The organism is Luteibacter sp. TLI7-4A (genome assembly GCF_056754745.1).
The window spans coordinates 2,195,691-2,219,718 of the sequence record NZ_JBPGWO010000001.1; the positions used below are offsets into that span (position 1 = coordinate 2,195,691).

The 24,028-nt window shown below is 66.2% G+C and carries 19 protein-coding genes; 10 read left to right on the plus strand and 9 right to left on the minus strand.

Annotated features, from left to right (window positions below; translation table 11 throughout):
- Positions 1 to 53: 53 nt before the first annotated feature.
- Both ACR9Y6_RS09680 and lgt read right to left on the minus strand, forming a co-directional pair.
- Positions 54 to 848, minus strand: coding sequence for a thymidylate synthase (locus tag ACR9Y6_RS09680; RefSeq protein WP_481281090.1), 795 nt, complete (start codon positions 846 to 848; stop codon positions 54 to 56).
- A gap of 13 nt (positions 849 to 861) precedes the next feature.
- Positions 862 to 1,689, minus strand: coding sequence for a prolipoprotein diacylglyceryl transferase (gene lgt, locus ACR9Y6_RS09685; protein WP_481281091.1), 828 nt, complete (start codon positions 1,687 to 1,689; stop codon positions 862 to 864).
- 149 nt (positions 1,690 to 1,838) lie between these two features.
- Between lgt and ACR9Y6_RS09690 the strand changes: the two genes are divergently transcribed.
- The 3 genes from ACR9Y6_RS09690 to ACR9Y6_RS09700 all read left to right on the plus strand — a co-directional run bounded on the left by ACR9Y6_RS09690 (position 1,839) and on the right by ACR9Y6_RS09700 (position 10,110).
- On the plus strand, positions 1,839 to 3,818 hold the full coding sequence (locus ACR9Y6_RS09690) for an alpha/beta hydrolase family protein (protein ID WP_481281092.1): 1,980 nt from the start codon (positions 1,839 to 1,841) through the stop codon (positions 3,816 to 3,818).
- 114 nt (positions 3,819 to 3,932) lie between these two features.
- The gene (locus ACR9Y6_RS09695; protein WP_481281093.1) at positions 3,933 to 6,812 is read left to right on the plus strand and encodes a TonB-dependent receptor domain-containing protein; all 2,880 of its coding nucleotides are present in this window, start codon (positions 3,933 to 3,935) and stop codon (positions 6,810 to 6,812) included.
- Positions 6,813 to 7,089: 277 nt separating this feature from the next.
- A complete protein-coding gene (locus tag ACR9Y6_RS09700) occupies positions 7,090 to 10,110 on the plus strand; it encodes a TonB-dependent receptor (RefSeq protein ID WP_481281094.1) in 3,021 nt (1,006 codons plus the stop codon).
- 252 nt (positions 10,111 to 10,362) lie between these two features.
- Here the strand turns inward: ACR9Y6_RS09700 and ACR9Y6_RS09705 are convergent, their stop codons facing one another.
- From ACR9Y6_RS09705 to ACR9Y6_RS09720, 4 genes are all read right to left on the minus strand, one after another.
- Positions 10,363 to 10,863 (minus strand): TPM domain-containing protein, encoded by a 501-nt coding sequence (locus ACR9Y6_RS09705; RefSeq protein ID WP_481281095.1) that lies wholly within the window; start codon positions 10,861 to 10,863, stop codon positions 10,363 to 10,365.
- Positions 10,863 to 11,759 carry a TPM domain-containing protein gene (locus ACR9Y6_RS09710; RefSeq protein ID WP_481281096.1) on the minus strand — a complete coding sequence of 299 codons (897 nt, stop codon included), beginning with the start codon at positions 11,757 to 11,759 and terminating at the stop codon, positions 10,863 to 10,865. The genes ACR9Y6_RS09705 and ACR9Y6_RS09710 overlap by 1 nt, the downstream gene beginning before the upstream one ends.
- On the minus strand, positions 11,759 to 12,382 hold the full coding sequence (locus tag ACR9Y6_RS09715) for a LemA family protein (RefSeq protein WP_481281097.1): 624 nt from the start codon (positions 12,380 to 12,382) through the stop codon (positions 11,759 to 11,761). The genes ACR9Y6_RS09710 and ACR9Y6_RS09715 overlap by 1 nt, the downstream gene beginning before the upstream one ends.
- Positions 12,383 to 12,468: 86 nt before the next feature.
- Entirely contained in the window at positions 12,469 to 12,843 is a 375-nt protein-coding gene (locus ACR9Y6_RS09720; RefSeq protein ID WP_481281098.1) for a diacylglycerol kinase, read from the minus strand.
- Positions 12,844 to 13,142: 299 nt separating this feature from the next.
- Between ACR9Y6_RS09720 and ACR9Y6_RS09725 the strand changes: the two genes are divergently transcribed.
- Genes ACR9Y6_RS09725 through ACR9Y6_RS09745 form a run of 5 tightly spaced genes read left to right on the plus strand, consistent with a single transcriptional unit; the run spans position 13,143 to position 18,235 of the window.
- On the plus strand, positions 13,143 to 14,678 hold the full coding sequence (locus ACR9Y6_RS09725; protein ID WP_481281099.1) for a peptide MFS transporter: 1,536 nt from the start codon (positions 13,143 to 13,145) through the stop codon (positions 14,676 to 14,678).
- A gap of 41 nt (positions 14,679 to 14,719) precedes the next feature.
- Positions 14,720 to 16,015, plus strand: a complete 1,296-nt coding sequence (locus ACR9Y6_RS09730; protein WP_481281100.1) for an ATP-binding protein — start codon at positions 14,720 to 14,722, stop codon at positions 16,013 to 16,015.
- Positions 16,012 to 16,593, plus strand: a complete 582-nt coding sequence (locus ACR9Y6_RS09735) for a response regulator transcription factor (protein WP_481281101.1) — start codon at positions 16,012 to 16,014, stop codon at positions 16,591 to 16,593. The genes ACR9Y6_RS09730 and ACR9Y6_RS09735 overlap by 4 nt, the downstream gene beginning before the upstream one ends.
- A gap of 2 nt (positions 16,594 to 16,595) precedes the next feature.
- On the plus strand, positions 16,596 to 17,780 hold the full coding sequence (locus ACR9Y6_RS09740; RefSeq protein ID WP_481281102.1) for an NHL repeat-containing protein: 1,185 nt from the start codon (positions 16,596 to 16,598) through the stop codon (positions 17,778 to 17,780).
- On the plus strand, positions 17,777 to 18,235 hold the full coding sequence (locus ACR9Y6_RS09745; RefSeq protein ID WP_481281103.1) for a thioredoxin domain-containing protein: 459 nt from the start codon (positions 17,777 to 17,779) through the stop codon (positions 18,233 to 18,235). Before ACR9Y6_RS09740 ends, ACR9Y6_RS09745 begins: the two co-directional genes overlap by 4 nt.
- Before the next feature lie 125 nt (positions 18,236 to 18,360).
- On the opposite strand, the gene ACR9Y6_RS09750 is transcribed toward ACR9Y6_RS09745, so the two are convergent.
- The 3 genes from ACR9Y6_RS09750 to ACR9Y6_RS09760 form a co-directional block, all read right to left on the minus strand.
- Positions 18,361 to 19,353 carry a sensor histidine kinase gene (locus ACR9Y6_RS09750; RefSeq protein WP_481281104.1) on the minus strand — a complete coding sequence of 331 codons (993 nt, stop codon included), beginning with the start codon at positions 19,351 to 19,353 and terminating at the stop codon, positions 18,361 to 18,363.
- Positions 19,354 to 19,379: 26 nt separating this feature from the next.
- Entirely contained in the window at positions 19,380 to 20,105 is a 726-nt protein-coding gene (locus tag ACR9Y6_RS09755; RefSeq protein WP_306851562.1) for a response regulator transcription factor, read from the minus strand.
- Between the two features lie 118 nt (positions 20,106 to 20,223).
- Positions 20,224 to 20,835, minus strand: coding sequence for an arylesterase (locus ACR9Y6_RS09760; protein WP_481281105.1), 612 nt, complete (start codon positions 20,833 to 20,835; stop codon positions 20,224 to 20,226).
- Between ACR9Y6_RS09760 and ACR9Y6_RS09765 the strand changes: the two genes are divergently transcribed.
- Together ACR9Y6_RS09765 and ACR9Y6_RS09770 are read left to right on the plus strand one after the other, a co-directional pair.
- Positions 20,834 to 21,520 carry an ABC transporter ATP-binding protein gene (locus ACR9Y6_RS09765; protein WP_306851566.1) on the plus strand — a complete coding sequence of 229 codons (687 nt, stop codon included), beginning with the start codon at positions 20,834 to 20,836 and terminating at the stop codon, positions 21,518 to 21,520. The two genes, ACR9Y6_RS09760 and ACR9Y6_RS09765, sit on opposite strands and share 2 nt — an antisense overlap.
- Positions 21,517 to 24,000, plus strand: coding sequence for an ABC transporter permease (locus tag ACR9Y6_RS09770; protein ID WP_481281106.1), 2,484 nt, complete (start codon positions 21,517 to 21,519; stop codon positions 23,998 to 24,000). The genes ACR9Y6_RS09765 and ACR9Y6_RS09770 overlap by 4 nt, the downstream gene beginning before the upstream one ends.
- Positions 24,001 to 24,028 lie beyond the last annotated feature (28 nt).

The window sequence follows — 24,028 nt, forward strand, 5'->3', positions numbered from 1 at the left end:
CGCAGCGGATAGTAGTCCTCCGCGGGTTGCGGTGGAACTAACGGCCGTTTGACTTACACCGCCACGGGCGCCTTGATCGCCGGGTGCGGGTCGTAGCCGGCGATCGCGATGTCTTCGAAACGGAAGTCGAAGAGGGAGCGCACGTCGGGGTTCAGCACCAGTTTCGGCAAGGGCCTCGGTTCGCGCGTGAGCTGCTTCGTCGCTTGCTCGACGTGGTTCGAGTAAAGGTGCGCATCACCCAGGGTATGTATGAAGTCCCCCGGTTCCAGGCCCGTCACCTGCGCGACCATGTGCGTCAGCAGGGCATAGCTGGCGATGTTGAACGGGACGCCGAGGAAGATGTCGCCCGAACGCTGGTACAGCTGGCACGACAGCTTCCCGTTCGCGACGTAGAACTGGAACATCGTATGGCACGGCATCAGCGCCATCTTCGGCAACTCGCCGACGTTCCATGCCGAGACGATCAGCCGACGGGAATCCGGATTGCGCTTGATCTCGTCCACCACCCAGGCGATCTGGTCGACGGTCCTGCCGTCGGGGGTGGGCCATGCACGCCATTGGGCCCCATAGACGGGGCCGAGGTCGCCTTTCGCGTCGGCCCATTCGTCCCAGATGCTGACGCCGTGCTCTTTCAGGTAAGCCGTGTTGGTATCGCCCTGCAGGAACCAGATCAGTTCGTGGACGATCGATTTCAGGTGCAACTTCTTGGTCGTGACCAGCGGGAAGCCCTTCGAGAGGTCGTAGCGCATCTGCCAGCCGAACACGCTGCGCGTGCCGGTGCCGGTGCGGTCGGATTTCTCGGCGCCGTGCTCTAGGACGTGACGAAGGAGATCGAGATAGGGCTGCATGGCGAGGACGATATCAGCTGGCGTTGACGGGCGTGATCCCCACCGGCGCGTAGGGCGCGCGGCGCGAGAGCAGCAACAGGAAGATGCCCACGGCGATCAGTGGCAACGACAGGATCTGGCCCATCGTGAGCCAGCCGAAGGCGATGTAGCCCAACTGCGCGTCGGGCACGCGGACGAATTCCACGGCGAAGCGGAAGCAGCCGTACAGCAGCCCGAACAGGCCCGATACCGCGTAGCGCGGACGCGGCTTCATCGAGAACAGCCACAGTACGGTGAACATCACGACGCCTTCGAGCGCGAACTCGTAGAGCGGATTCGGATGCCGGGGCAAGGCGTCGGGTGCGTTCGGAAAGATCATGCCGATCGGCAGGTCGGTCGGCTTGCCCCAGAGCTCGCCATTGATGAAGTTGCCCAGGCGGCCGAGCCCGAGGCCGACCGGCACCAGCGGTGCCACGAAATCCACGGTGTCGAAGAACTTCACGCCGTTGCGGCGCGACCACCACAAGCCTGCCACCAGGACGCCGAGCAGGCCGCCGTGGAAGGACATGCCGCCATCCCAGATGCGGAAGATCGCCAGCGGGTCGGTCCAGATCCAGTTGATCGCCGTGTAGAACAACATGTAACCGACCCGGCCACCGATCACCACGCCCATCATCGCGTAGAACATGAGGTCGCCGAAGCGATCCGCGTTCACCGGCAGGCGGCCCTGGCGGCGGCGGTACTCACCCAGCGCCCATCCGCCGAGGAACCCGCCCAGGTACATCAGGCCATACCAATGGACATGGACAGGACCCAGGGAGAACGCGACGGGGTCGATTTTTACGATGAACGGAGTGGCCATGGGGTGCCCGGATCGAAAGCAGCGCCAAGTGTAACGCCCCGCCACGACCGAAGGTCGGCTTGCCGTCGAGCCACCGATCGGCTATATCCGCCATCGGAGGCCGTCCGGGGGGACGGCACGATACGGATCCATCGAACCAGGGGGAATTCATGACGTACCGCTTCGTGCGGCCCATCGTGGCCGCGCTTTGTCTTGCCTCGGCCACCGCCGTGGCCGCCGACCTCATCCCGGTCAGCGACTTCGCCCGGCGCATGCCGCTGACCAGTCCGCGCCTGTCCCCGGACGGGCAATATGTCTCCCTCGCCTACCACGATCCCGACGGCAAGAACCATGGCCTAGCGATCTACCGCGTGGGCGACATGAGCAAGCCCGCCACCCTGATCCGCATGCCGCCGTACGAGATGCCGGCCGACATGATCTGGACCAGCCCCACCCGCCTCGTGGTGGCGCGCGGCAAGGTCGACGGCTCGATCGGCGCCGCGTCGTACACCGGCGAGCTGATGGCGATCGACGTCGACGGCAAGAACCCCGATTATCTCTACGGTTTCGAGGCCTACGGCAAGCGCGCCGCCACTCGCGCGCTCGACCGCGGCTGGGGCACGATCGAGGGCGCTCCGGTACAGAGCAACGGCCACTTCTACATGCGCGCTACCGCATGGGCCGACCAGGACCGCAGCACGCTCTACGACGTCGACGCCAAGACCAGCGCGCGCAGGCAGATGGCCGACATCGGCATCGGCCGCATGAGCTTCATGATCGCGCCGGATGGTACGCCCCGCTTCGCCTTCGGTACCGACGATGATTTCAAGTGGGTGGTGTTCCACCGCGACGGCAGTGGCTGGACCAAGCTGCAGGCGAGTGAAGAACGCCAGAACTTCACCCCGGTAGCCACCGTCGCCGGGAACGGCAACCGCATCTACGCGGTCTTCAGCCCAGGTGGCAAGGGTGGCGAGTTCGTCGAGCAGGACGAGGACGGCGGCAATCTGCGCGTGATCCGCAAGGACGACTTCAGCGAGGTCGCCTCGTCGGGCCTGTGGACACCGGCACCGCTGCGTCCCTTCGGCACCGTCGCGACGACCGGCGTGCCCCAGGCCACGTACATCGATCCGCAGGCGCCGATCTCGAAGCTGCACATGGCCTTGTCGCAGAAATTCCCCGGCAATTTCCTCAGCTTCGTCGACTTCAGCGAAGACGGTAGCCAGCTGATGTTCAAGGTGGCCAGCGATCGCGAGCCGGGCCGCTACATGCTCATCGACACGAAAACCTACAAGGTGAGCAAGCTGTTCGACGCACGGCCCTGGATCGATCCCAAGCAGATGGCCGAACGCCGGCCGATGCGCTTCAAGGCCAGCGACGGCATGGAACTGGAAGCGATCCTCACCTTCCCGAAGGGCAGGAGCGAAGCCAACCTGCCGATGGTGCTCGTTCCCCATGGCGGCCCGCACGGCATTTCCGACGAGTGGTTCTTCGACGACGACGCGCAGTTCCTGGCCAACCGCGGCTACCTCGTGTTGCAGGTGAACTACCGCGGTTCGGGCGGGCGCGGCAGCAAGTTCGAGCAAGCCGGTTACCTGAAGTGGGGAACCCGCATCCAGGAAGATCTCATCGATGGCGTGAAATGGGCGATCGCCGAGAATTTCGCCGATCCCGCCCGCGTCTGTGTCTTCGGCGCCAGCTTCGGCGGCTACGCGGCGATGATGACCACCGTGCGCGCACCGGGCATGTTCAAGTGCGCGGTGGGTTATGACGGCATCTACGATCTCGACATGATGTACAACAAGGGCGACATCAAGGACAGGAAGTCGGGCCGCAGCTATCTCACCACGGTCATCGGCAAGGACCAGGCGGACCTCGCGGCGAATTCGCCCACGCACCTCGCCGACAAGATCGGCGTTCCCGTCTTCCTGGTTCACGGCGAGGACGATGAACGTGCTCCCTTCGCCCAGTTCAAGGCGATGCGCGCCGCGCTCGACGCCGCGCACAAGCCCTATGAAACGCTGACCAAGCCCGACGAACGGCATGGCTTCGTGAAGCCGGAGAATATCGAGGAGTTCTATAACCGCCTGCAGGCGTTCCTCGAGAAGAATATCGGCGGCGGACAAGCACCGGCGGCCCCCGCCGCGCCATAAACGATTCGGCCCTCCCGTTGCTTCCGGCGGTTGCGCCCGCCATACCCCAGGCGTTATGGTCGCGAGATCGTCGCGCCCGGATGGGGTATGGCGGGGCTTGGGAGGTTACGGGGTATGCACGTCAGCTCGGAGCACCGGCGCCATGTCGCGCTGCGACGCATGGTGCTCGCGACCTCACTCCTGGCTGCCCTGCCCCTCGCCACCGCCCGGGCGCAGCAAACGGCGCCCTCGTCCGCCGAGATGCTGGCTCCGGTCAATGTCACGATCACCGGCTCTCGCATCCGCGGAACCGACGTGGAAACGGCCCAGCCCGTCTTCACGATGGACCGCCAGGCCATCCGCGCCACGGGCCTCACCAGCCTGGGCGACATCGTCGCCCGCATGCCGTCCGCCTCCATGCCGGAGGTCACGCCGCAGGATACGTTGTCCTCCAGCAATGACGCCGGAGGCCGCTATGCCAACCTGCGCAACCTGGGCGCGGTGCGCACGCTGGTCCTGGTGAACGGGCGCCGCTGGACCACCAGCCTGGGTGGCCTGACCGACCTCTCGACCATCCCCGTCTCGATCGTCGAACGCATCGAAGTGCTCAAGGATGGCGCGTCGTCCATCTACGGATCGGACGCCATCGGCGGCGTGGTGAACATCATCACCACGGATCGGTTCGAAGGCGCGTCCGCCGACGTCTTCTACGGCGTGAATGGCAAGGACGATGGTGCCCAGAAAAATGGCGCGTTCACCTGGGGCAAGAGCAACGAACGCGCATCGATCATCCTCGGCGCGAGCTACGAGGATGGCGACACCTTGCGCGACAGCAAGCGCCCGACCACCCGCAGCGCCTACGGCCCGCGGCATGCGGACGATGGTTTCGGCATGGGACCCTACGGCGGCGTGGTCGATCCACGTGCTCCGGCCGATCGTTACGTCATCGACCATGCCGGCGGCGTGGTGGGCGATACGGCGGACTTCGCCAACTACCATCCGTACGATGTCGCCAGCAACGCGGACAAGTACTCCACCGCCCAGGACATGACCTTCCGCGCCGGCAGCAAGTTGCGCAACCTGTTCGGCACGGGCCGCTACAACCTCACCGACGATATCGCCCTGCGTGGCATGGCCAGCTATGGCGTGCGCGATACGCGCAGCCAGGCCGCCGGCTATCCGCTGGAGAGCGGCGCGGGACGGCAGCAAGGGTTGTTCATCGATCCGGCGAACGCGTACAACCCCTTCCCCGGCTATGCCACGCCGTTCTTCCGGCGCACCACCGAGCTTCCGCGCATGATCTGGGCCAAGAGCAAGACCCTGCATGCGGACGCCGGCGCGGAGGGAACGTTCCAGTGGATCGCCCATACCTGGAACTGGGACGTCACCTACGCCTATTCCGAGGCGCGGGCCAGCCGGACCACCAGCGGCAATATCAACCTGGTGAACGCGCGCAAGGCACTGGGGCCCACCACCACGATCGATGGGCAGACCGTCTGTGCCGACGCCGCCGATCGTGCCGCGGGGTGCGTGCCGTGGAACATCCTCGCCGGCCCGGGCGGCACGCCCGGCACGGTGTGGAACTACGTGGCCTCCACCACCACCGCCCGCCAGGTCACCCGGACCAACGACCTGGTCGCCAACCTCACCGGTGGCCTGCTCGACCTGCCCGCCGGCACGCTTCGCGCCGCTGGAGGCCTGGAGCATCGGCGCGAGAACGGCCGCTATACGCCCGATCCCGCGGATTCCGCCGGCCTGACCACGCAACTCGCCAGCGATCCCACCGATGGCGGCTACATCGTCAACGAGGCGTATCTCGAATTCGACATTCCCCTGCTCGCCGACCTGCCGCTGGCGCGCGAACTCGCGGTGAACGCGTCCACCCGCTATTCGCATTACTCCGCGTTCGGCGGTCGCACCAACAACAAGTACAGTTTCCGCTGGAAGCCGTTCGACGACCTCCTGTTGCGCGGCACCTATGCCCAGGGTTTCCGGGCACCCACCGTGGCGGATCTCTATGCCGGATCGAGCGAGAGCTTCGAGAGCTTCCTCGACCCCTGCGACAGCGCCTTCGGTGCCTCGGCCACCGATGCCGCCGTACGCGCGCGCTGTGGCGCAGCGGGCGTGCCTGCAAACTACCGGCAGATCGACCAGTCCGGCGCGCAGATCGGTTCGACGACCGGTGGACAAAGCCAGACCGCCTTCCGCACAGGCGCCAATCCCGCCCTGAAGCCGGAATCGTCGATCACGCGGACGGCCGGTCTTGTCTACAGCCCGGGCTATGTCGACGGGCTCGACATCACGCTCGACTACTACAAGATCGACATCAGCGATGTCATCACGCCCATCCTCGCGGGCGACATCCTCGATTTCTGCTACGTGCGCAACGATCCCACCTGGTGCGGGCGCTTCACGCGCGCCGCCGACGGCCACGTCGCCGCGCTCGACGAAAGCCTCGCCAACCTCGGCACGTTGCGCACCGAAGGCTACGACCTCGGCCTGCACTATCGATTCCCTGAAACCCGCTACGGCGAGTTCACGCTGCTCTCGGACAGCACCTATCTGAAGGATTACACGCAGGTCAGCAGCCCTGGCGCCGCGCCGCGTCATCTTGCCGGCTACATGAGCGGCGTGCAGGGACTCTACCGCATGCGTTCGAACCTTTCGCTGGACTGGTCGTGGCGCCGTTTCGGCGCCACATGGACGACACGGTATTTTTCCGGATTGAAGGATTCATGCTGGTCGACGGACGTGGAATGCAACCGTCCCGGCGAACTCAACGCGTTGACCGGCGTCACCGGCGTCAGCCGGAAGGGCGGCGTCGCTTTCCACGATTTCCAGCTTCGCTGGCAGGCGCCGTGGAACGGCAATATCCGGCTGGGCGTAAACAACGTGTTCGGTCGCAAGGGGCCGTTCTACTACAACGTGTCCAGCGCTGGCGGCGGCAGCCCGCCCTACAACCCCGCATTCGACATCGACCGCTACTTCTACCTGGGTTACCAGCAGAAGTTCTGAGCGCCGGCATGCGTCAGCATGCCGCACGCAGGAACTTCCTTACTTCGCACGATCCAGTGCATTTCCGCAGGCCTGGATAGGAATCGGTCTCAAACTCTTGCAGTAGCATGACCCTCGCGTTATGTTCGCGTTATGTCGCATGGCGCCTTTGGGTTGGCGCGACGTGAGTGTCCCCACACTCCAAACCCTGTTTACCCCCACAAACGAGTGCCGTTAGCGGCGCTACTACAAGCTGTTCAGCCTTGCCGCAAAGCAGGGCCAGGGAGACTTTGACCTCATGACAAGCACCACCCTGTTCGCGCGCTCTCGCGTGTTCAAGCGCACTGCGCTCGTCTCGGCACTTGGCGCCTGCCTGCTGGCCGGCACCGCCTATGCGCAGAGCACCGTCGGCGACATCTACGGCAGCGCCGCCGCCTCGCAGACCATCCAGATCCAGAACCTCGGCTCGGGCGCCTCGCGCACCGTCACCGTCGGCGAAGACGGCCGCTACCGCGCCTCGTCGCTGCCGATCGGCAGCTACCGCATCAACGTGCAGCAGAACGGCCAGACCGTTTCCACCCGCGACATCAACGTCGTCGCCGGCCAGTCCGCACAGGTGAACTTCGCCGCGCCGGCCACGTCCGACGCCAGCGCGCAGGCACTCGACACCGTCACCGTGTCGGCCAACGCCCTCGCCGCGATCGACGTCGCTTCCGTCGAGTCGCGCACCAGCTTCACCGCCGACCAGCTCAACAGCCTGCCCGTGCCGCGCAACGTCGTCGACGTCGCCGCGCTCACCCCGGGCACGGTCAAGGGCGATTCCGCCTTTGGCAACCTGCCGTCGTTCGGTGGCGCCTCGGTCGCCGAGAACAGCTACTACGTCAACGGCTTCAACGTCACCAACCTCTACAACAACCTGTCGTTCTCGGAAGTGCCGTTCCAGGCCATCCAGCAGCTCGACGTGCAGACCGGCGGCTACGGCGCACAGTACGGTTTCTCCACCGGTGGCGTGACCTCGGTGATCACCAAGCGCGGCACCAACGAGTGGAAGGGTGGCGCGAGCTGGGTCTACACCCCGGCCTGGGGCCGTGAGCAGCAGCCGACCACGTACACCAAGGACGGCAACCTCTACCGCACCTACCAGAAGAACAGCGACAACGACAACGTCTACTCGGCGTGGCTCGGTGGCGCGCTGGTGAAGGACAAGCTGTTCTTCTACGGCATCTTCCAGTCGCATCGCGAGACCGAGACCGCCTACCCGGGCGCCACCAGCTCGGCCGCCGCGCAGCGCAACACCTACAGCGATCCGTTCTACCTGATCAAGCTGGACTGGAACATCAACGATTCGAACATCCTCGAGTGGACGGGGATGAACAACACGAAGCACACGACGAATCGTTACTACAATTCCGAGATCGACGGCGAAGGCAAGCCCTTCACCGACGACTACCTCGGCCGTCGCCATGTGAAGACCGGCGGCGACGTCAACATCTTCAAGTACACCAGCTACCTCACCGACGACCTGACCCTGTCCGCCCAGTGGGGCAAGATGAAGAGCAAGAACTCTTCGGACTATGTCAGCGCGGACGGCACCGTCACCAAGTACAACGGTGACATCAACGGCGCCAACTCCGGTTGCCCGTACGTGATCGACCGTCGCTCCAGCACGCTCAGCGGTGTGACCGATCCGGTCCATTCGTGCTACCTGGCCAGCACCATCGACCGCTTCAACGGCGAAGACCAGCGCACGGCCTACCGCGTCGACCTCGACTGGAAGATCGGCGACCACGACATCGCCGGCGGTTACTCGCGCGAGAAGTGGAAGTCCGACGCCGGCCAGAGCTACGCCGGTGGCGCGCTGTACTACTACCGCACGAATGCCGCGGGCACCGATTACGTGTCGCAGTACAACTACCGCACGGGCGGTTCGGTCGCGATCGACCAGAAGTCCTGGTACCTGCAGGACAACTGGCAGGTGACCGACAAGTTCCTCGCCTACATCGGCGTGCGCAACGATTCGTTCAACAACAAGAACGGCGCCGCCGAGAACTTCGTCCGCCAGGGCAACATCTGGCAGCCGCGCCTCGGCTTCTCGTGGGACCTGTTCGGCGACTCCACGACGAAGATCTTCGGTACGGCCGGCCGTTACTCGCTGCCGATCGCCGCGAACGTCGCCCTGCGCGCCGCGACCGCCTCGTACTACACGATCCAGAACTTCTCGTACTCGTCGATCGATCCGGTCACGGGTGTTCCGACCCTGGGCGCGCCGCTCAGCGGCCAGTCCATCGTGAACGGCGAGAACGGCAGCACGCCGGACCCGCGCTCGGTCGCCACCAAGGACCTCAAGCCGTACTCGCAGGATGAATTCATCCTCGGCTTCCAGCATCGCATCACCAGCGACAACGAGTTCCTCAACGACTGGGTCGTCGGCGCGAAGGCGACGTACCGCAAGCTCAACAACGCCATCGACGACACCTGCGACTGGCGTCCGTTCTATGCCTACGGCAAGTCCCTGGGCCTGGACATGGACGCCAATGGCGACCAGTTCACCCCGCCGGCGACCATGCCGGGCTGCTTCATCTACAACCCGGGCAGCAAGGTCAACATCGACGTCGACCTCGACGGCAGCGGTGTCCTGCGCAACGTGTCCATCCCGGGCACCGCGTTCGGCGAGAAGGCCAAGCGCACGTACGAAGCCGTCACGCTCTCGGCCGAGAAGGCGACCGACAAGTGGTACGTCAATGCGTCGTACACCTGGTCGAAGAACCGCGGCAACACCGAAGGCCTCGTGAAGTCGGACAACGGCCAGGACGACACCGGCACGACCAGCGCGTTCGACTATCCGGAACTGATGGTCGGCGCGACCGGCTACCTGCCGAACGATCGTCGCCACAGCTTCAAGATCTACGGCGGCTACAAGATCACGCCGGAATGGTCGGTCGGTGTGAACGGCTTGCTCGAATCGGGTCGTCCGACCAGCTGCTTCGGCGGCGGTGACGAAACGGTTGGCGGCATCCCGAGCTACAACTCCGAGTTCTTCTACTGCGAAGGCAAGATCTCGGGCCGTGGCCGTGCCAAGCGCCTGCCGTGGACCTGGTCGGTCAGCCCGAACGTCGTCTACACCCCGGCTTATGCCAAGGGCCTGACGGTTCAGCTCGACCTGATCAACGCGTTCAACAACGACAAGCCCACCGCGATCAGCGAAATCGCCGAGAACGGTGCCGACCAGACGTACTACAGCACGACCTACCGCGTGCCGACGTACTACCAGACGCCGCGCTACCTGCGTCTGATGGTGCAGTACGACTTCAGCCTGTAAGATCTGCCGAGCGTCGCTCCGGCGACGCGAACGCGAGAAGGGCCGCCCATCCGGGCGGCCCTTTTTTATGGGAGCCACCTTGTCGGCGATCCCGTGATCCTCTGGTGGGAGCCGACCCTGTCGGCGATGGGCGCTTGCCTCTGGCTGGCCCGCTGCCGCGGGATCGCCGACAAGGTCGGCTCCCACCAGGGCACAAGACTGGTTCCCACCAGGCCACAAGGCCGGCTCACAGTCATGCCTTCTCAGGCGGTGTCAGAGAACCAGGGGGCGGTCCGGCAGCTGGTTTTCGCGTGGCTTGCCGTCGCCGGGGAAATGCCGTGCCAGCAATTCACCCGCCTCCGACACACCGGTTTGCAAGCCTTCGCGGAAACGTCCCTGGATGAATTCGTTGCGCATGTGCGTGGCGATCGCTTCCCACTCGGCCGGCGCCACCACTTTCGCGATGCCGCGGTCGGCGACGATCTCGATGCGGTGTTCGGCGAGCAATACGTAGAGAAGCACGCCGCAGTTGTCGTCGGTGTCCCAGACGCGCAGATGGGAGAACAGCATCGCCGCGCGATCGCGTGCGGTGACGCCCGCGGCGACCGACGAGAACGGCAGGCGCGATTCGATCGCCACGCGCAATTCACCACGGTGCCTGTCCTCGCCGACGGCCACCGTCTTTGCGATGGCGTCGAGCGTCGCCGGCGGGAAGTGCCGCCCGATCTGGAACCACGCCCCGAACAGGTTGGCCGCGATACGTTGCATGTCCATCACCAACTCCCCGATGCGCCGCCGCCACCGAAACTGCCGCCGCCTCCGCTGAAGCCGCCACCACCGCCACCGCCGAAGCCGCCGCCTCCGAAGCCACCACCACCGAACCCGCCGCCCCCGAAGCCACCCCAGCCACCGCCGCCGATGGAACGGCCGGCACCGAAGGGAATGGCCATCAGGACGGCGCCGGCGACGAGGCCGAGCATGCCGCCGAGAATGGAATGCAGGAACAGCCAGCCGAGACCGCCCGTGATCGCCCCACCCAGCGGCATTCGCACGCCCAGGGGCGCTCGACCGAGGATGCCGCGCAGGAAGATCACGCCGAAGATAAGCGGCAGGAGCAGCCCGCTTCCTCCACCGCGTCGCTTCTCGTGGCTTTCATCGGGAGCGACCGGTGCGGGAAGCGCTTCGCCTTGCACGATCTGGGTGATCGCGTTGAGCGCCTCGTCGATACCGCCGTAGTAATCGTTGGCGCGGAGCTTGGGCGCCATGTACTCACGGATGATCCGCGAGGCGATGGCGTCGGGCAGCGCGCCTTCCAGGCCATAGCCGACTTCGATGCGGACGCGCCGGTCGTTCTTGGCCAGCAGGAGCAGCACGCCGTCGTCCGGTCCTTCGCGGCCCACCTTGTTGGTCTCCGCGACCTTGAGCGAATAACCTTCCAAGTCGTCGGGTTGTGTGGTGGGCACCATCACGACGACGACCTGGGATCCCTTTGCCTTCTCCAGGGCGACCAGCCGTGCGTCCAGTTGGTCGACCTGTTCCGGTGTCAACGTACCGGTGAGGTCGGTGACATGGCGGGTGAGCTTCGGCACGACGGCGTCGTCCGCCAGTGCCGCCAGGGGTGGCACCAGCAGGGCGATGGCGAACAGCAGCCCCGCCGCGAAACGGCGCATCAGTGGCCGGCCGAGGAAGCCGGGGCCGGATTGCTGCCGAAATCGACGGTCGGCGCGGTCGAGATCGCTTTCTCGTTCTCGACGCTGAAGTTCGGCTTGACCTGGTAACCCATGACCTTGGCGGTCAGGTTGTTCGGGAACGAGCGGATCAGCGTGTTGTACGACTGCACGGCGGCGACGTAGCGGTTACGGGCGACGGTGATGCGGTTTTCCGTCCCTTCGAGCTGGGCTTGCAGGTCACGGAAGGACCCGTCGGCCTTGAGCTGCGGATAGTTCTCGCTGACCACCATCAGGCGCGAGAGCGCGCTGGTCAGCTGGCCCTGGGCGGCCTGGAACTTGGCCAGCGCCTCGGGATCGTTGAGCAGTTCCGGGGTGATCTGCGTCTGGCCGACCTTCGCTCGGGCATTGGTCACCTCGGTGAGCACACGCTCCTCGTGCTGGGCGTAGCCCTTCACGGTATTGACCAGGTTGGGCACCAGGTCGGCGCGGCGCTGGTACTGGTTCAGTACTTCGGACCAGGCGGCCTTTACCGCCTCGTCCTCGCGCTGGATGGCGTTGTAGCCGCAGCCGGAGAGGAATCCGGCGAAAAGTACGAGTGCGAAAGCGCGGACGAGTGTCTTCATGGCGGACGGTTCCTTGAGGTGTGCCCGCAACAACTTACCCTAAAGCCATGGCTGGCGGATAACGAGCGGATCTTCCCGGGGGCGGGTCAGCCGAGGAACCGGGGGCCGAGGATCAGGCCCCAGCTCACCACCACCATCGTCAACAGCAGGAAAACGGCCGCCGAACCCATGTCCTTGGCCCGACCGGCCAGTTCGTGGAATTCCGGGCTGACCTTGTCCACCACCGCCTCGATCGCTGAATTGAGCAACTCGGCCGAGAGGACCAGGATCGGGAAGGTGATCAGGACGATCTTCTCGACCGCTCCGTGGCCCAGCCAAAGGCCGAGTGGAACGATCACGACGGCGAGAAAAACCTCAAGCCGAAAGGAAGCTTCGTGCCGGAAGGCGGCCCTCAGCCCCTTCATGGACCACTGGAACGCCGCATAGATCTGCCGCGGCCCGCGCCGCTCCGTCGAGGCCATGGGCGGTCAGGCCACCGGGCCCAGGGCCCGAAGCAGGGTCCGGACGACAAAATTTTGCGTGCACTGCGGCATCGGGTCTGGAAGGGAGGACGGGAATGGCCCGGTATCATGCCACAGCCCGCCTTGGGTCCGGCTTACGGCGCGTGGCCGTGGCGAATCGACGCGCCCCTCTGGCGCCACAACACAACCGGGCGGACCATTTGTATTACGCTTGAACGGTTGTGATCCGTTCAGGGTCACGGCGACGGGAACCGGGTCGAAAAGCCCGGTTCGCTGTTTCCAATGTGTCCGGAAAATACATGTCCATCCAGAACCCGCCTGTTTCACAGACCAAGTCCTTCAGTACGGTCTTCCTCATCGAGATGTGGGAGCGATTCGGCTTCTACGGCATGCAGGTGCTGATGGTCACCTATATGGTGAAGAAGCTCGGCTTCGCCGACGTCGACGCCAACCTCGTCTGGGGCGCGGCTTCCGCCCTGATCTACGCCACCCCGGCCATCGGCGGCTGGATCGGCGACAAATTCCTCGGCACGCGCCGCACGATGCTCACCGGCGCGGTCGTCCTGATGTTCGGCTATGCCTTGCTCTGGATACCGACCAACAACACGTATTTCCTGTATCTCGCCCTGGGCGTGATCATCCTCGGCAACGGCCTGTTCAAGCCCAACGCGGGCAACCTCGTGCGCAAGATCTACGAGGGCGACGAAGTCCGCATCGACAGCGCCTTCACCATCTACTACATGGCGGTGAACATCGGCTCGACGATCTCGATGTTGCTCACCCCATGGATCCGCGACTACGTCGGCGAGCACTACGGCGATGCGCTGGGCTGGCATACCGCCTTCGGCGTCTGCTCGATCGGCCTGATCCTCGGCCTGGTCAACTACTTCTTCATGCGCCGCACCCTGGCCCACATCGGCTCGGACTGCGACGAGCGGCCGCCGGTGCTGAAGAACGTCCTGGGCGTGATCGTGGGCGGCCTGCTCATCATCGCCGCCTCGGCGTACATCCTGCAGAACCAGGGCGTGGCGGAGGCCTGCGTCTACGCGGCCGGCATCGTCATCCTCGGCATCTTCGTCCACCTGATCCGCTCCAGCGAACCGGGCGAACGCGCCGGTCTCATCGCCGCGCTGGTGCTGACGATGCAGACGATCTTCTTCTTCATTTTCTACCAGCAGATGTCGACCTCGCTGAACCTGTTCGCCCAGCGCAACGTCGACCTCGACTTCAACCTGTTCGGCTTCCAGCTGTTCCGCTGGATTCCGGAACAGTTCCAGTCGCTCAACGCGATCTGGATCGTCATCCTTTCGCCGATCCTGGTCTGGATCTACAACTCCCTGGGCAAGCATGGCAAGGACTTCCCGGTCGCGGCCAAGTTCGCGCTCGGCTTCGCCGCCGTCGCCGCCGGCTTCTTCATGTACGGGCTGGGTGCGACCACCGCCGTCAACGGGGCGATCTCGTCGTGGTACATGGTCTGGGGCTACGGCCTGTATTCGCTGGGCGAAGTGCTGGTGAGCGGCCTCGGCCTGGCCATGATCGCCCGCTACGTGCCGGCGCGCATGGGTGGCTTCATGATGGGTGCCTACTACGTGGCATCCGGTGTCTCCCAGTACATGGGCAGCGTCGTCGCCAACTACGCCGCCATCCCGGACAACATCACGAACCCGCTGGAGTCGCTGGCGATCTACACCAGCCTGTTCAACAAGCTCGGCTTCGTGGGCCTGCTCTGCACGGCCATCGCCGTGGGCATGCTGCCGTTGATGAAGAAGCTGTCGCTGAACCACGCGCTGGCGAACGTGCCGCCGGTGCCGCCCGTACACAACGAAGACCTGTGACGCGGTGAAGGGCCGCTCCCTCGCGGAGCGGCCCTTTCGCCATGAAGAGACTTACCGTGAGCGACAATCTGCGCATGCCATCGTCCCGCTCCGGTCCCTTCGCGCTCGCGCGCACCCTCGCCTGGCTCCGCCTGTGTGCCATCGCCGGCCAGAGCGTGGCGATCCTTTCCTGCGTCACGCTGCTCAAGCTGGATATCCCCCTCCTGCCGTTGATGATCGGCGTGTGCGTGCTCGCGGTCTTCGCCGCCGCGGCGTCGTTCCGGCTGGGGATGCCATGGAAGGTCAGCGAGGGCGAGGCCATCGTGCATATCGCGGCCGACACGCTGGTTCTCGGCTACCTGCTCTATTTCACCGGTGGCGCGGCGAATCCCTTCGTCACGCTCTTGCTGGTGCCGATCGCGCTGTCGGCGGCGGCGCTGTCGATCGCCGGGGTGTCGCTCGTGGCGATCCTCACCGGCGTGGCGTACGTGCTGCTGGTGCCCTATCACCTGCCGCTGCCCACGCTGGGCAGCAAGAGCCTCGACTTCGACCTGTACGTCGCGGGCATGGGGGTCAACTTCGTCATCATGGCGATCCTGCTCGGCGTCTTCATCAGCAACCTGGCCAAGGCGATCCGGGTGCAGCAGGGTGAAGTCCAGCGCGTGCGTGAGCGCGCGCTGCGCGACGAGGGCATCCTGGCCATCGCCACCCAGGCGGCCGGCGCCGCGCACGAACTGAACACGCCGCTGTCGACGATGCGCACGCTCCTGCCGGAGATCCGCCGCGAACACGCCACCGACAACGCGCTGGGCGAGGACCTCGACCTGCTCCAGGGCCAGGTCGAACGCTGCCGCACGATCCTCCGCGAGATGGTCGCCTTCGGCCAGGCACAGCTGTCGCAGGTGCCCGAGAAGGTCACCCTGGACGAGTTCGTCCACGGCTGCCTGGAGCGCTTCCAATTGCTGAGGCCCGAGGCCGACGTGTCCCTCCAGCTCGAACCCGGCGCCGGCCGTATCGCACTCCGTTCGCCGCCGGGGTTGCGTCACGCCCTCATCAACCTGCTCAATAACGCCGCCGACGCTTCCGCGCTGAACGAAAGCACCGCCGTCACCCTCGGGGTCGGCATCGTCGGGCCGTGGCTCGAACTGGTGGTCACCGACGAAGGCCCGGGTTTCGACGAATTCGACGAGCTGGGAACGCTCGGGCTGTCGCAGAAAGCGACCGGCCTCGGCATCGGCCTCGCCCTGGCCGAAGCCACCGCCGAACGCCTCGATGGCGAACTCTCCGCGAGCAATACCGGCCACGGTGCGCAAATGCGCCTGCGCCTGCCCCTTCCGGTCATTGGAGACCATGCATGAACGACCTCGTTCCACCCGGCGGGCGCCCGCTGTTGATCGTCGATGACGACGCCACGTTCGCCCGTGTACTGGGCCGCGCCCTCACCTCGCGCGGATTCGACGTGATCGGTTGCGACAACGCCGACGACGCGCGGGCCCTCGCCCGCCGCCACCAGCCTCGGTACTGCGTGCTCGACCTGAAGCTCGGCGACGAGAACGGCTTGCGCCTCATCCCCGAGTTGCAGTCGCTGGTCCCCGACATGCGCGTGCTGCTGCTCACCGGCTATGCGTCGATCGCCACCGCCGTGGAGGCCATCAAGCGCGGCGCCCACGATTACCTGGCCAAACCGGTGGATGCGGACGCCGTGGTCCGCGCCCTGCTCGATGGCGATGCCGGCCCCGCCGATCTCGACGACCTGGTCGACGCGCCCGATGCCCCGTTGCCGCTGCGCCGGCTCGAGTGGGAACACATCCAGCGCGTGCTGACCGAATGCGAAGGCAACATCTCGGAAACGGCACGTCGCCTCGGCATGCACCGCCGCACGCTGCAGCGCAAGCTCAGCAAGCATCCGGTGCGCGAACGTCCCGACGAGCATTGACCATGCGCCAGTTCATCGCCCTTGTTTTCGCTTCGGTCCTCGCCAGCGCCACCATGGCGCAGGCGCATGACGGCATGGCCGGCATGACGATGGGCCACGAGGCCCCGTTGGGCTTCGACGCCACATTCGATGCGGCGGGCCATCTCTGGGTGGTCGACACGGTAGGCGAGCATGTCCGCGCGCGGCGATCCGATGACATGGGCCGCAGCTTCGCCATGTCCACCATCGTCAATCCCATCGGCGAGCCCCTTTACGCCGAGGGCGAGAACCGACCGAAGATCGCGCTGGGCCCGAAGGGCGAGCTTTACGTCAGCTGGTCACAACCACGCAAGCTTCCGTGGACGGGTTTCGTACGCTTTTCGCGATCCCTCGACGGCGGCGCGCATTTCGATACGCCCATGACCGTGCACGCCGATCGCGCCGAGATCACTCACCGTTTCGATTCGCTCGCCGTCGACGGCAAGGGCAACGTGATCGTCGCGTGGATCGACAAGCGCGATGTCGAAGCGGCCAAGGCGAGCGGCAAGCCCTACCTGGGCGCCGCCACTTATTACAGCTGGTCGAGCGACCGCGGCGCCACGTTCGCGCCCGAGCGCAAGATCGTCGATGAAAGTTGCGAGTGCTGCCGCATCGCGCTGGCGCGGGCACCCGACGGCACGATCGACGCGTTCTTCCGTGCGATCTACGGCGACAACATCCGCGACCACGCCTTCGCCGATCTTCCCGTCGGCAAGGGCATGCCGAAGGTGGAACGCGCCACCTTCACCCAATGGCATATCGAAGGCTGTCCGCACCACGGCCCCTCGCTCGCGATCGACACGGCGGGAACGCGCCACGCCGTCTGGTTCAGCGCGGCCGATGGCAAGGCGACGATCTGGTACGGACAGCTGCATCCCGGCGACAAGCCCGCGCACCTCGCCACGGTCGCTGCGGCGGGGGCCTCCCATGCCGATATCGCGGTGGATGGGAAGCACGTGTGGATCGCCTACCACCAGGTATCGGCGAAGGGAGTGGAGCTGATGCTGCGCGAATCGTCCGATGGCGGCGCGACCTTCGCAGAGGCACGCGCCATCGCCCACGTCGATGGCGGATCGGGTTGGCCGAAGCTGCTGCTCTGGCGGCACCGCGCCTTCGTCGGCTGGAATCCCGACGGACACTTCCGGCTGGTGCCGACGGAACTGTTATGAGGTACTGGTTCGCCGCGCTCATCTTCCTGTTCCCGGCAGCGGCGTCCGCCGCCGCTCCCACCGTATTGACCGCGGCCGACACGAAGGCGCTCATCGCTCCACCCGGCAAGGGCGTGCGCATCGTGGCGCTGTGGTCGCTGGATTGCGCCTACTGCGAGGAGAACCTCGCGGCGCTGCTTGCATTCCAACGCAGCCATGCGAACGTGGAACTGGTCTTCGTCGCCACCGATCCCATCGGAGAGCGTGCCGCATTGGAGACACGCCTGAAGGCGGCGAAGCTCGATGCCGTGCCCTCGCGCGCCTACGCGGACGCGACACCGGAACGGATCAATTTCCTTATCGATCCGACATGGGGCGGGGAGACGCCGCGGACGTTGGCGATCAGGGCGGATGGGACGCGCGAGGCGGTGAGTGGGGCGTTGGATGCGGGGCGTATCGCGAAGCTGGTGGACTGAGAGCGCACCCATCGCCGACAGGATCGGCTCCCACCAGAACCGGCGGGCTTGATGGGTTTCCACCAGGCAGCCCGGCGATCGCCTCTGGTAATGGGAGCCGACCCTGTCGGCGATACAACCTGGCCTCAGGCCTCCACCGGCTGCGGATGCGGAAACCGCACACTGGCGATGCGACTGGCCCCGGGCAAGGAACGCAACTCCAGCGGCCACTGGAACCGGTCCGAGAGCCGACGCGCGATCGCCAGGTCGAACCCGTGCCGGTCGACCGATGCATGCCGGCGACTGCCGGCTTCGGGCATATCGAGTGCGGGGTTGATCACGCTCACGCTGCCGGGCATCACCGTGACGACGATCGTGCCCTGGTCGGTCTGCTGCAAGGCATGCCGGATCAACTGGCCGCAGAGCACCGCGAAGACCCGCGGCGAAGCGTGCAACGCGAAACTCGCCGGCTCGTCGAGGATCAACTCCACCGGACGTCCCGCGATCAGTTCGCGCGCATAATCCACTTCCTGGCGCAACACGCTGTTCACCACGAAGTCTTCTTCCGCGAGGCCCTGGTCGGACTCACGCGAGAGGATGAGGAAAGCCTCGACCAGTGCTTCCAGTTCGCGCGTGGAGCGGCGAATGCGCTCCAGCGAGCGATGCCCGAAATCCGAAAGGTCGATCTCGTCGGCAAGCATGTCGGAAGACATCTTGATGACGGTGAGGGGGCTGCGCAACTCATGGCTGGCGTCCCGGGTGAAGTTGCGCTCGCGCTCACCGAAGCCTTCGATACGCGAGGCGAGGCCGTGCAATCCGCGGATCAGCGACGAGACATCGCCATCGGGGTGCCTCCCGTTCTCGCGATCCAGGCCTTCCATGTCGGGACGATCGGGGTCCCAGCCTTCCAACAGGCGCGCCAGCGCCGCCACGGGAATCCACTCACGCGACACCGCGAGCCAGGCAAGGCCGCCGGAACAAAGCATGATCGCGATCGCCGCGCCGATGGGGGCGACATTGTTCGCCGCCATCAACGAAGCGATGATCACGACGGCCGTCTGCAGTGCGAAGACGATCGCGACACGCGCGCGGAACGATCCGCGCCGGCGCCTGGTCCCCTGCGATGCCCTGCCTTCCATCGATCAGTTCCGAACCCGCCCCCGCTTCATGCCGTCTGCGACGCAGCGACTTCGGAATCGAGGTCGGCCAACCGGTACCCCGCGGAGTGGATCGTGTGCAGCAGTGGCCGGTCGAACGGCTTGTCGATCACGCGGCGCAGGTTGTACAGGTGCGAACGCAGCGTGTCGGAATCGGGCAGCGTATCGCCCCAGATTTCCCGTTCGATATCGCGACGGCTTACGACCCGCGGGGATTCGCGCATGAGGATGGCGAGAAGTTTCAGGCCGATCGGCGAGACGGTGAGTTCCTGGCCGCCACGGGTGAGGCGCAAGGTGGCGGTGTCGAGGGTCATGTCGCCCACGTTGAGAACCTCGGACGAGACCTGGCGGCGGTCGCGCCGGATCAGGGCACGCAGGCGCGCTTCCAGTTCGCGTACCTCGAAAGGCTTCACGAGGTAGTCGTCGGCTCCGGCCTCCAGGCCCACCAGTTTGTCTTCCAGCGTGTCGCGCGCCGTGAGCATCAGCACCGGCGTGGACTTCTTGCCGTCCTTGCGCAACTTGCGGCACACGTCCAGGCCATCCATGCCCGGCAGCATGAGATCCAGCACGATGACGTCGTAGCTGTTGGAAACCGCCAGATGCAGGCCACTGACGCCATCGGCGGCGTAGTCGACCGAGTATCCCCTGCGTTCGAGGAACTCACCGACCATCTCGGCGATCTGGCGATTGTCCTCGACGAGAAGGATCAAACCCGCCTGTACGTCGTTGCTCATCGCTCCACTCCTCTGGTGATTCACAAATGTGAAGAGTTAACGGTCGGACCGGTGAGAACAGCGTGAAGACCGAAAACAAGGATTCATTGTCGGTAACGCAACGTGGAGACAGCGTCGTCTAGCGGAGCATCGGGCTTAGCGCCGTCCATACGTTCTCCGCGACGCGAGGTTCGCCGGCAGCCGTCGGGTGCAGTCCGTCGTCCTGCATGAGGGCCGGATCCAGGGCCACGCCGTCGAGCAGGAATGGCACCAGCGTCACGCCGTGTTTCTTGGCCGCGTCCACGTAGACCTTGCGTAGCCCGTCGCGGTATTGGGGGCCGTAGTTCACCGGCAATTCGATGCCGAGGAGGAGCACCTTCGCCCCGGCGCGCGTGGCGGCGCCGATCATCGCATCGAGGTTGTCCGCGAGCTTGCCCAGGGGGAGGCCTTGCAGGCCGTCGTTCGCACCCAGCTCGATCACGACCACTCCCGGCCGCTGCTTCTCGAGCAGCCCGGGCAGCCGGTTACGGCCGCTCAGGGACGTTTCCCCACTGATGCTGGCATTGACCATCGTCCATGGCGTCGCCATCTTCGAGGTGCGCGCGTCCAGCAAACGCACCCAGCCGGCCTCCACCGGAATGTTGTGCGCCGCCGACAACGAGTCCCCGAGCACCAGCACCTTGCGCGGCGTATCCGCCGCGGAGGCGATGGCGCACCAGACGAACAGCAACAGGACCAGGCAACGACGCATGAGCGATTCTTCCCGTGTTCTTCTCGAAGTAGCGGATGTTAGCAAGTCGGTTTTCGGCCCCGAGGGCCAGCTGGACATCCTCTCCGGCGTCAACCTGCGCGTCGCGGAAGGCGAGAGCTTCGCCATCGTGGGGGCATCCGGTTCGGGCAAGACGACCCTTCTCGGACTGCTGGCCGGACTGGATGTTCCCACGGCGGGCAGCATCCGTCTCGACGGCCAGCCGCTGGAAAGCATGGACGAGGAGGCCCGGGCGGCGATCCGGCGGCGGCTGGTGGGCTTCGTCTTCCAGTCGTTCCACCTGCTCCCGGCGCTGACGGCCGAGGAAAACGTGATGCTCCCCCTGGAACTGGAGGGCGACAACGGCGCCCGCGAGCGTGCCCATGCGGCACTGGAATCGGTCGGCCTCGGCGCGCGGCGCCGGCACTATCCGGCCCAACTCTCCGGTGGGGAACAGCAACGCGTCGCGCTGGCCCGCGCCTTCGTCCACCGCCCGCGCATCCTGTTCGCCGACGAGCCCACCGGCAACCTGGACCAGCACACTGGCGAACATATCGGCGACCTGCTCTTCGAGATGAACCGGCACCATGCCACCACCCTGATCCTGGTCACCCACGACGCGCGCCTCGCAGCCCGTTGTGCACGCTCCGCGGAATTGCACGAAGGCCGCCTCGGAGTGCCCGCGTGAACGTCTTCCGGCTGGCCCTGCGCACGCTGCGACGTGAATGGCACCTGGTGGAGCTCCGCACCCTGGCCGCCTCGCTGGTCCTCGCGGTCATCGCGCTGGGCGTGGTCGCGACGCTTTCCACCCGGATCGAGCGCGGCATATTGGCCAGCGCGGCCGAACTGATCGGTGGCGATCTCGGCGTGTCCGCGCCCGCGCCCCTGCCCGAGCCGATGCTGCGATCGGCGCGTGCCGATGGCCTGGCCGCGACGCGCGGCGCGGCGTTCCGCAGCGTGGCCTTCGTCGGCGAACGTAGCCAGCTGCTCGACGTCCTGGCGACGGACAGCGCCTACCCACTGCGTGGCACCCTCGAGGTCCGCGGCGTGGACGGCCGCGACCGCACGGCCCGCGGTCCCGCCCGGGGCGAAGTATTCCTCGACCACCGTGCGATGGTCGGCCTCGGCATCCACGCGGGCCAGGCGATCCAGATCGGTGGCCGCGACCTGCACGTGGCCGCCGAACTGGTACGCCAGCCCGATGGCGGCGAATTGTTCGCCCTCGCGCCACGCGCGCTGATGAACCTGGACGACGCCAGCGAAGCGGGCCTGCTTTCCCTGGGTAGCCGCGCGCGCCACCGCCTGCTCGTGGCCGGTCCACCCGCCGCCGTGGCGACGTGGCGCGCCCGTGTCGAAAGCGGCGCGCTGCCGCAGGGCGGCGAACTGATCACGCCCGAGAAGATGCAGGAGCGCATGCGCACCGCGTTCGACCGCGCCAGCGCCTTCCTCCGCCTGACCGCGCTGCTGTCCGCCTTGCTCGCCGGAGTGGCGATCGCGCTGGCTTCCGCACGTTATGCACGCCGCAAGGCCGCGGAAGTGGCCCTGCTCCGTGCCCTGGGCACGCCGCGCCGGCGCGTGGCGGCCCTGCTCGTCACCACGCTCGCGGCGCTCGCCCTGCCGGCCGCCGCGCTGGGCATGGCCATCGCCCTGGGCCTTGCCCAGGGCGCGTGGTATTTCGCGCGCCAGCTGTTCGACAACATCCCCACCACCTTGCCGCTCGGCCCGGCGTTCGCGGCCGCCGCGATGGGCCTGGCCGTGCTTGCCGGCTTCGCCTTGCCTCCCCTCGTACGCCTGGCTGAAGTGCCTCCCGTGGCGGTGTTTCGCGAATCCATGCAGCGGCGCGTGCGCCGTTTCGACGCGCTGTACCTCGTGCCGCTCGTCACGGCCGTCGCGCTGGTCTGGGTGCAGAGCGACTCCGCCAAGCTGGCCGGCATCCTGGCCGCCAGCCTGGCGGGCGTGGCTCTCGTCGCGGCGTTGCTCTCGGCGCTGTTGCTGGTGATAGCGCGGCGCGTGGCTCCCGGCGCGCATCCGGCACTGCGGCTCGGCCTGGCGGCCCTCGCCCGGCGCCGGGGCCTTTCGCTCGTCCAGGCCACGGCGCTTTCGCTCGGGCTTTGCGCGTTGCTCCTGCTCGCCGTGATCGCGCCGTCGTTGCTGGATGGATGGCGCCGCGAACTTCCCGCGGATACGCCGAACTGGTTCGCCCTGAACCTGCAAGACGATCAGCGCGAGGAATTCGCACGGGCACTGGATCGCATGGGCGCCACGCGGACCAACATGATGCCGCTCGCGGTGGGCAAGCTCACCGCGATCAACGGCAAGCCGATCGACAGCATCGCCTTCGCGGATGGCGAGGCGAAGGATTCGGCGGACCGCCAACTGCGCCTGTCGTGGAGTGCGGAGCTGCCACCGTCGAACGAGGTGGTGGAAGGCCGCTGGCCAGGTCCTTCGCCCGAGCGGGCGGAGGTATCCGTCGACACGTCGTGGCGCGACCGTTTCCACCTGAAGCTGGGCGACACGCTGAGCTTCGAAGTGGGAGAAGGCACCCTGGATGCGCGCGTGGGCAGCGTGCGCAAGGTGGACTGGAGTTCGTTCCGGGTCAACTTCTTCCTGCTGCTGGACCCGGCGCATGCCGGCGAACTGCCGCATACGTGGCTCACCAGTTTCTACCTACCGCGCGGCCATGCCGACGAACTGGCCAAGGTTTCGCGTGAGTACGGCAACCTGAGCCTGATCGACGTCGATGCCTTGCTCGATCGCGTGCGCGAAATCGTCGACCGGGTCGGCAGCGCGGTCCGCTGGGTACTCGGGTTCAGCCTGCTCGCCGGCGCGCTGGTGCTCGCGGCGGCGCTGGCCGCCAGTGCCCAGGAACGTCGCAAGGAAGCCGCCCTGTTGCGCACGCTCGGCGCCACGCGCGCCCAGTTGCGTGCCGCGGCGGCCTGCGAATTCGCCTTGCTGGGACTGGTCGCCGGCCTCACTGCCGCGCTGGGTGCGACCGGGGCGGGCATATGGCTGGGCAAGGCCGTCTTCCGCATCGAACATTTCGTGCCGCCGCTGTGGCCGCTGGCAGGCGCCGCCGCGCTCGCGGCGCTGGTGGTGATGGCGATCGGGTTGTTCGGCACGCGCCGGGTGTTGCGGACCTCGCCGATGGCGTTGTTGCGGGAGGGGTGAGTCGTGGGTTGTTTGCGGGAATGAGGCG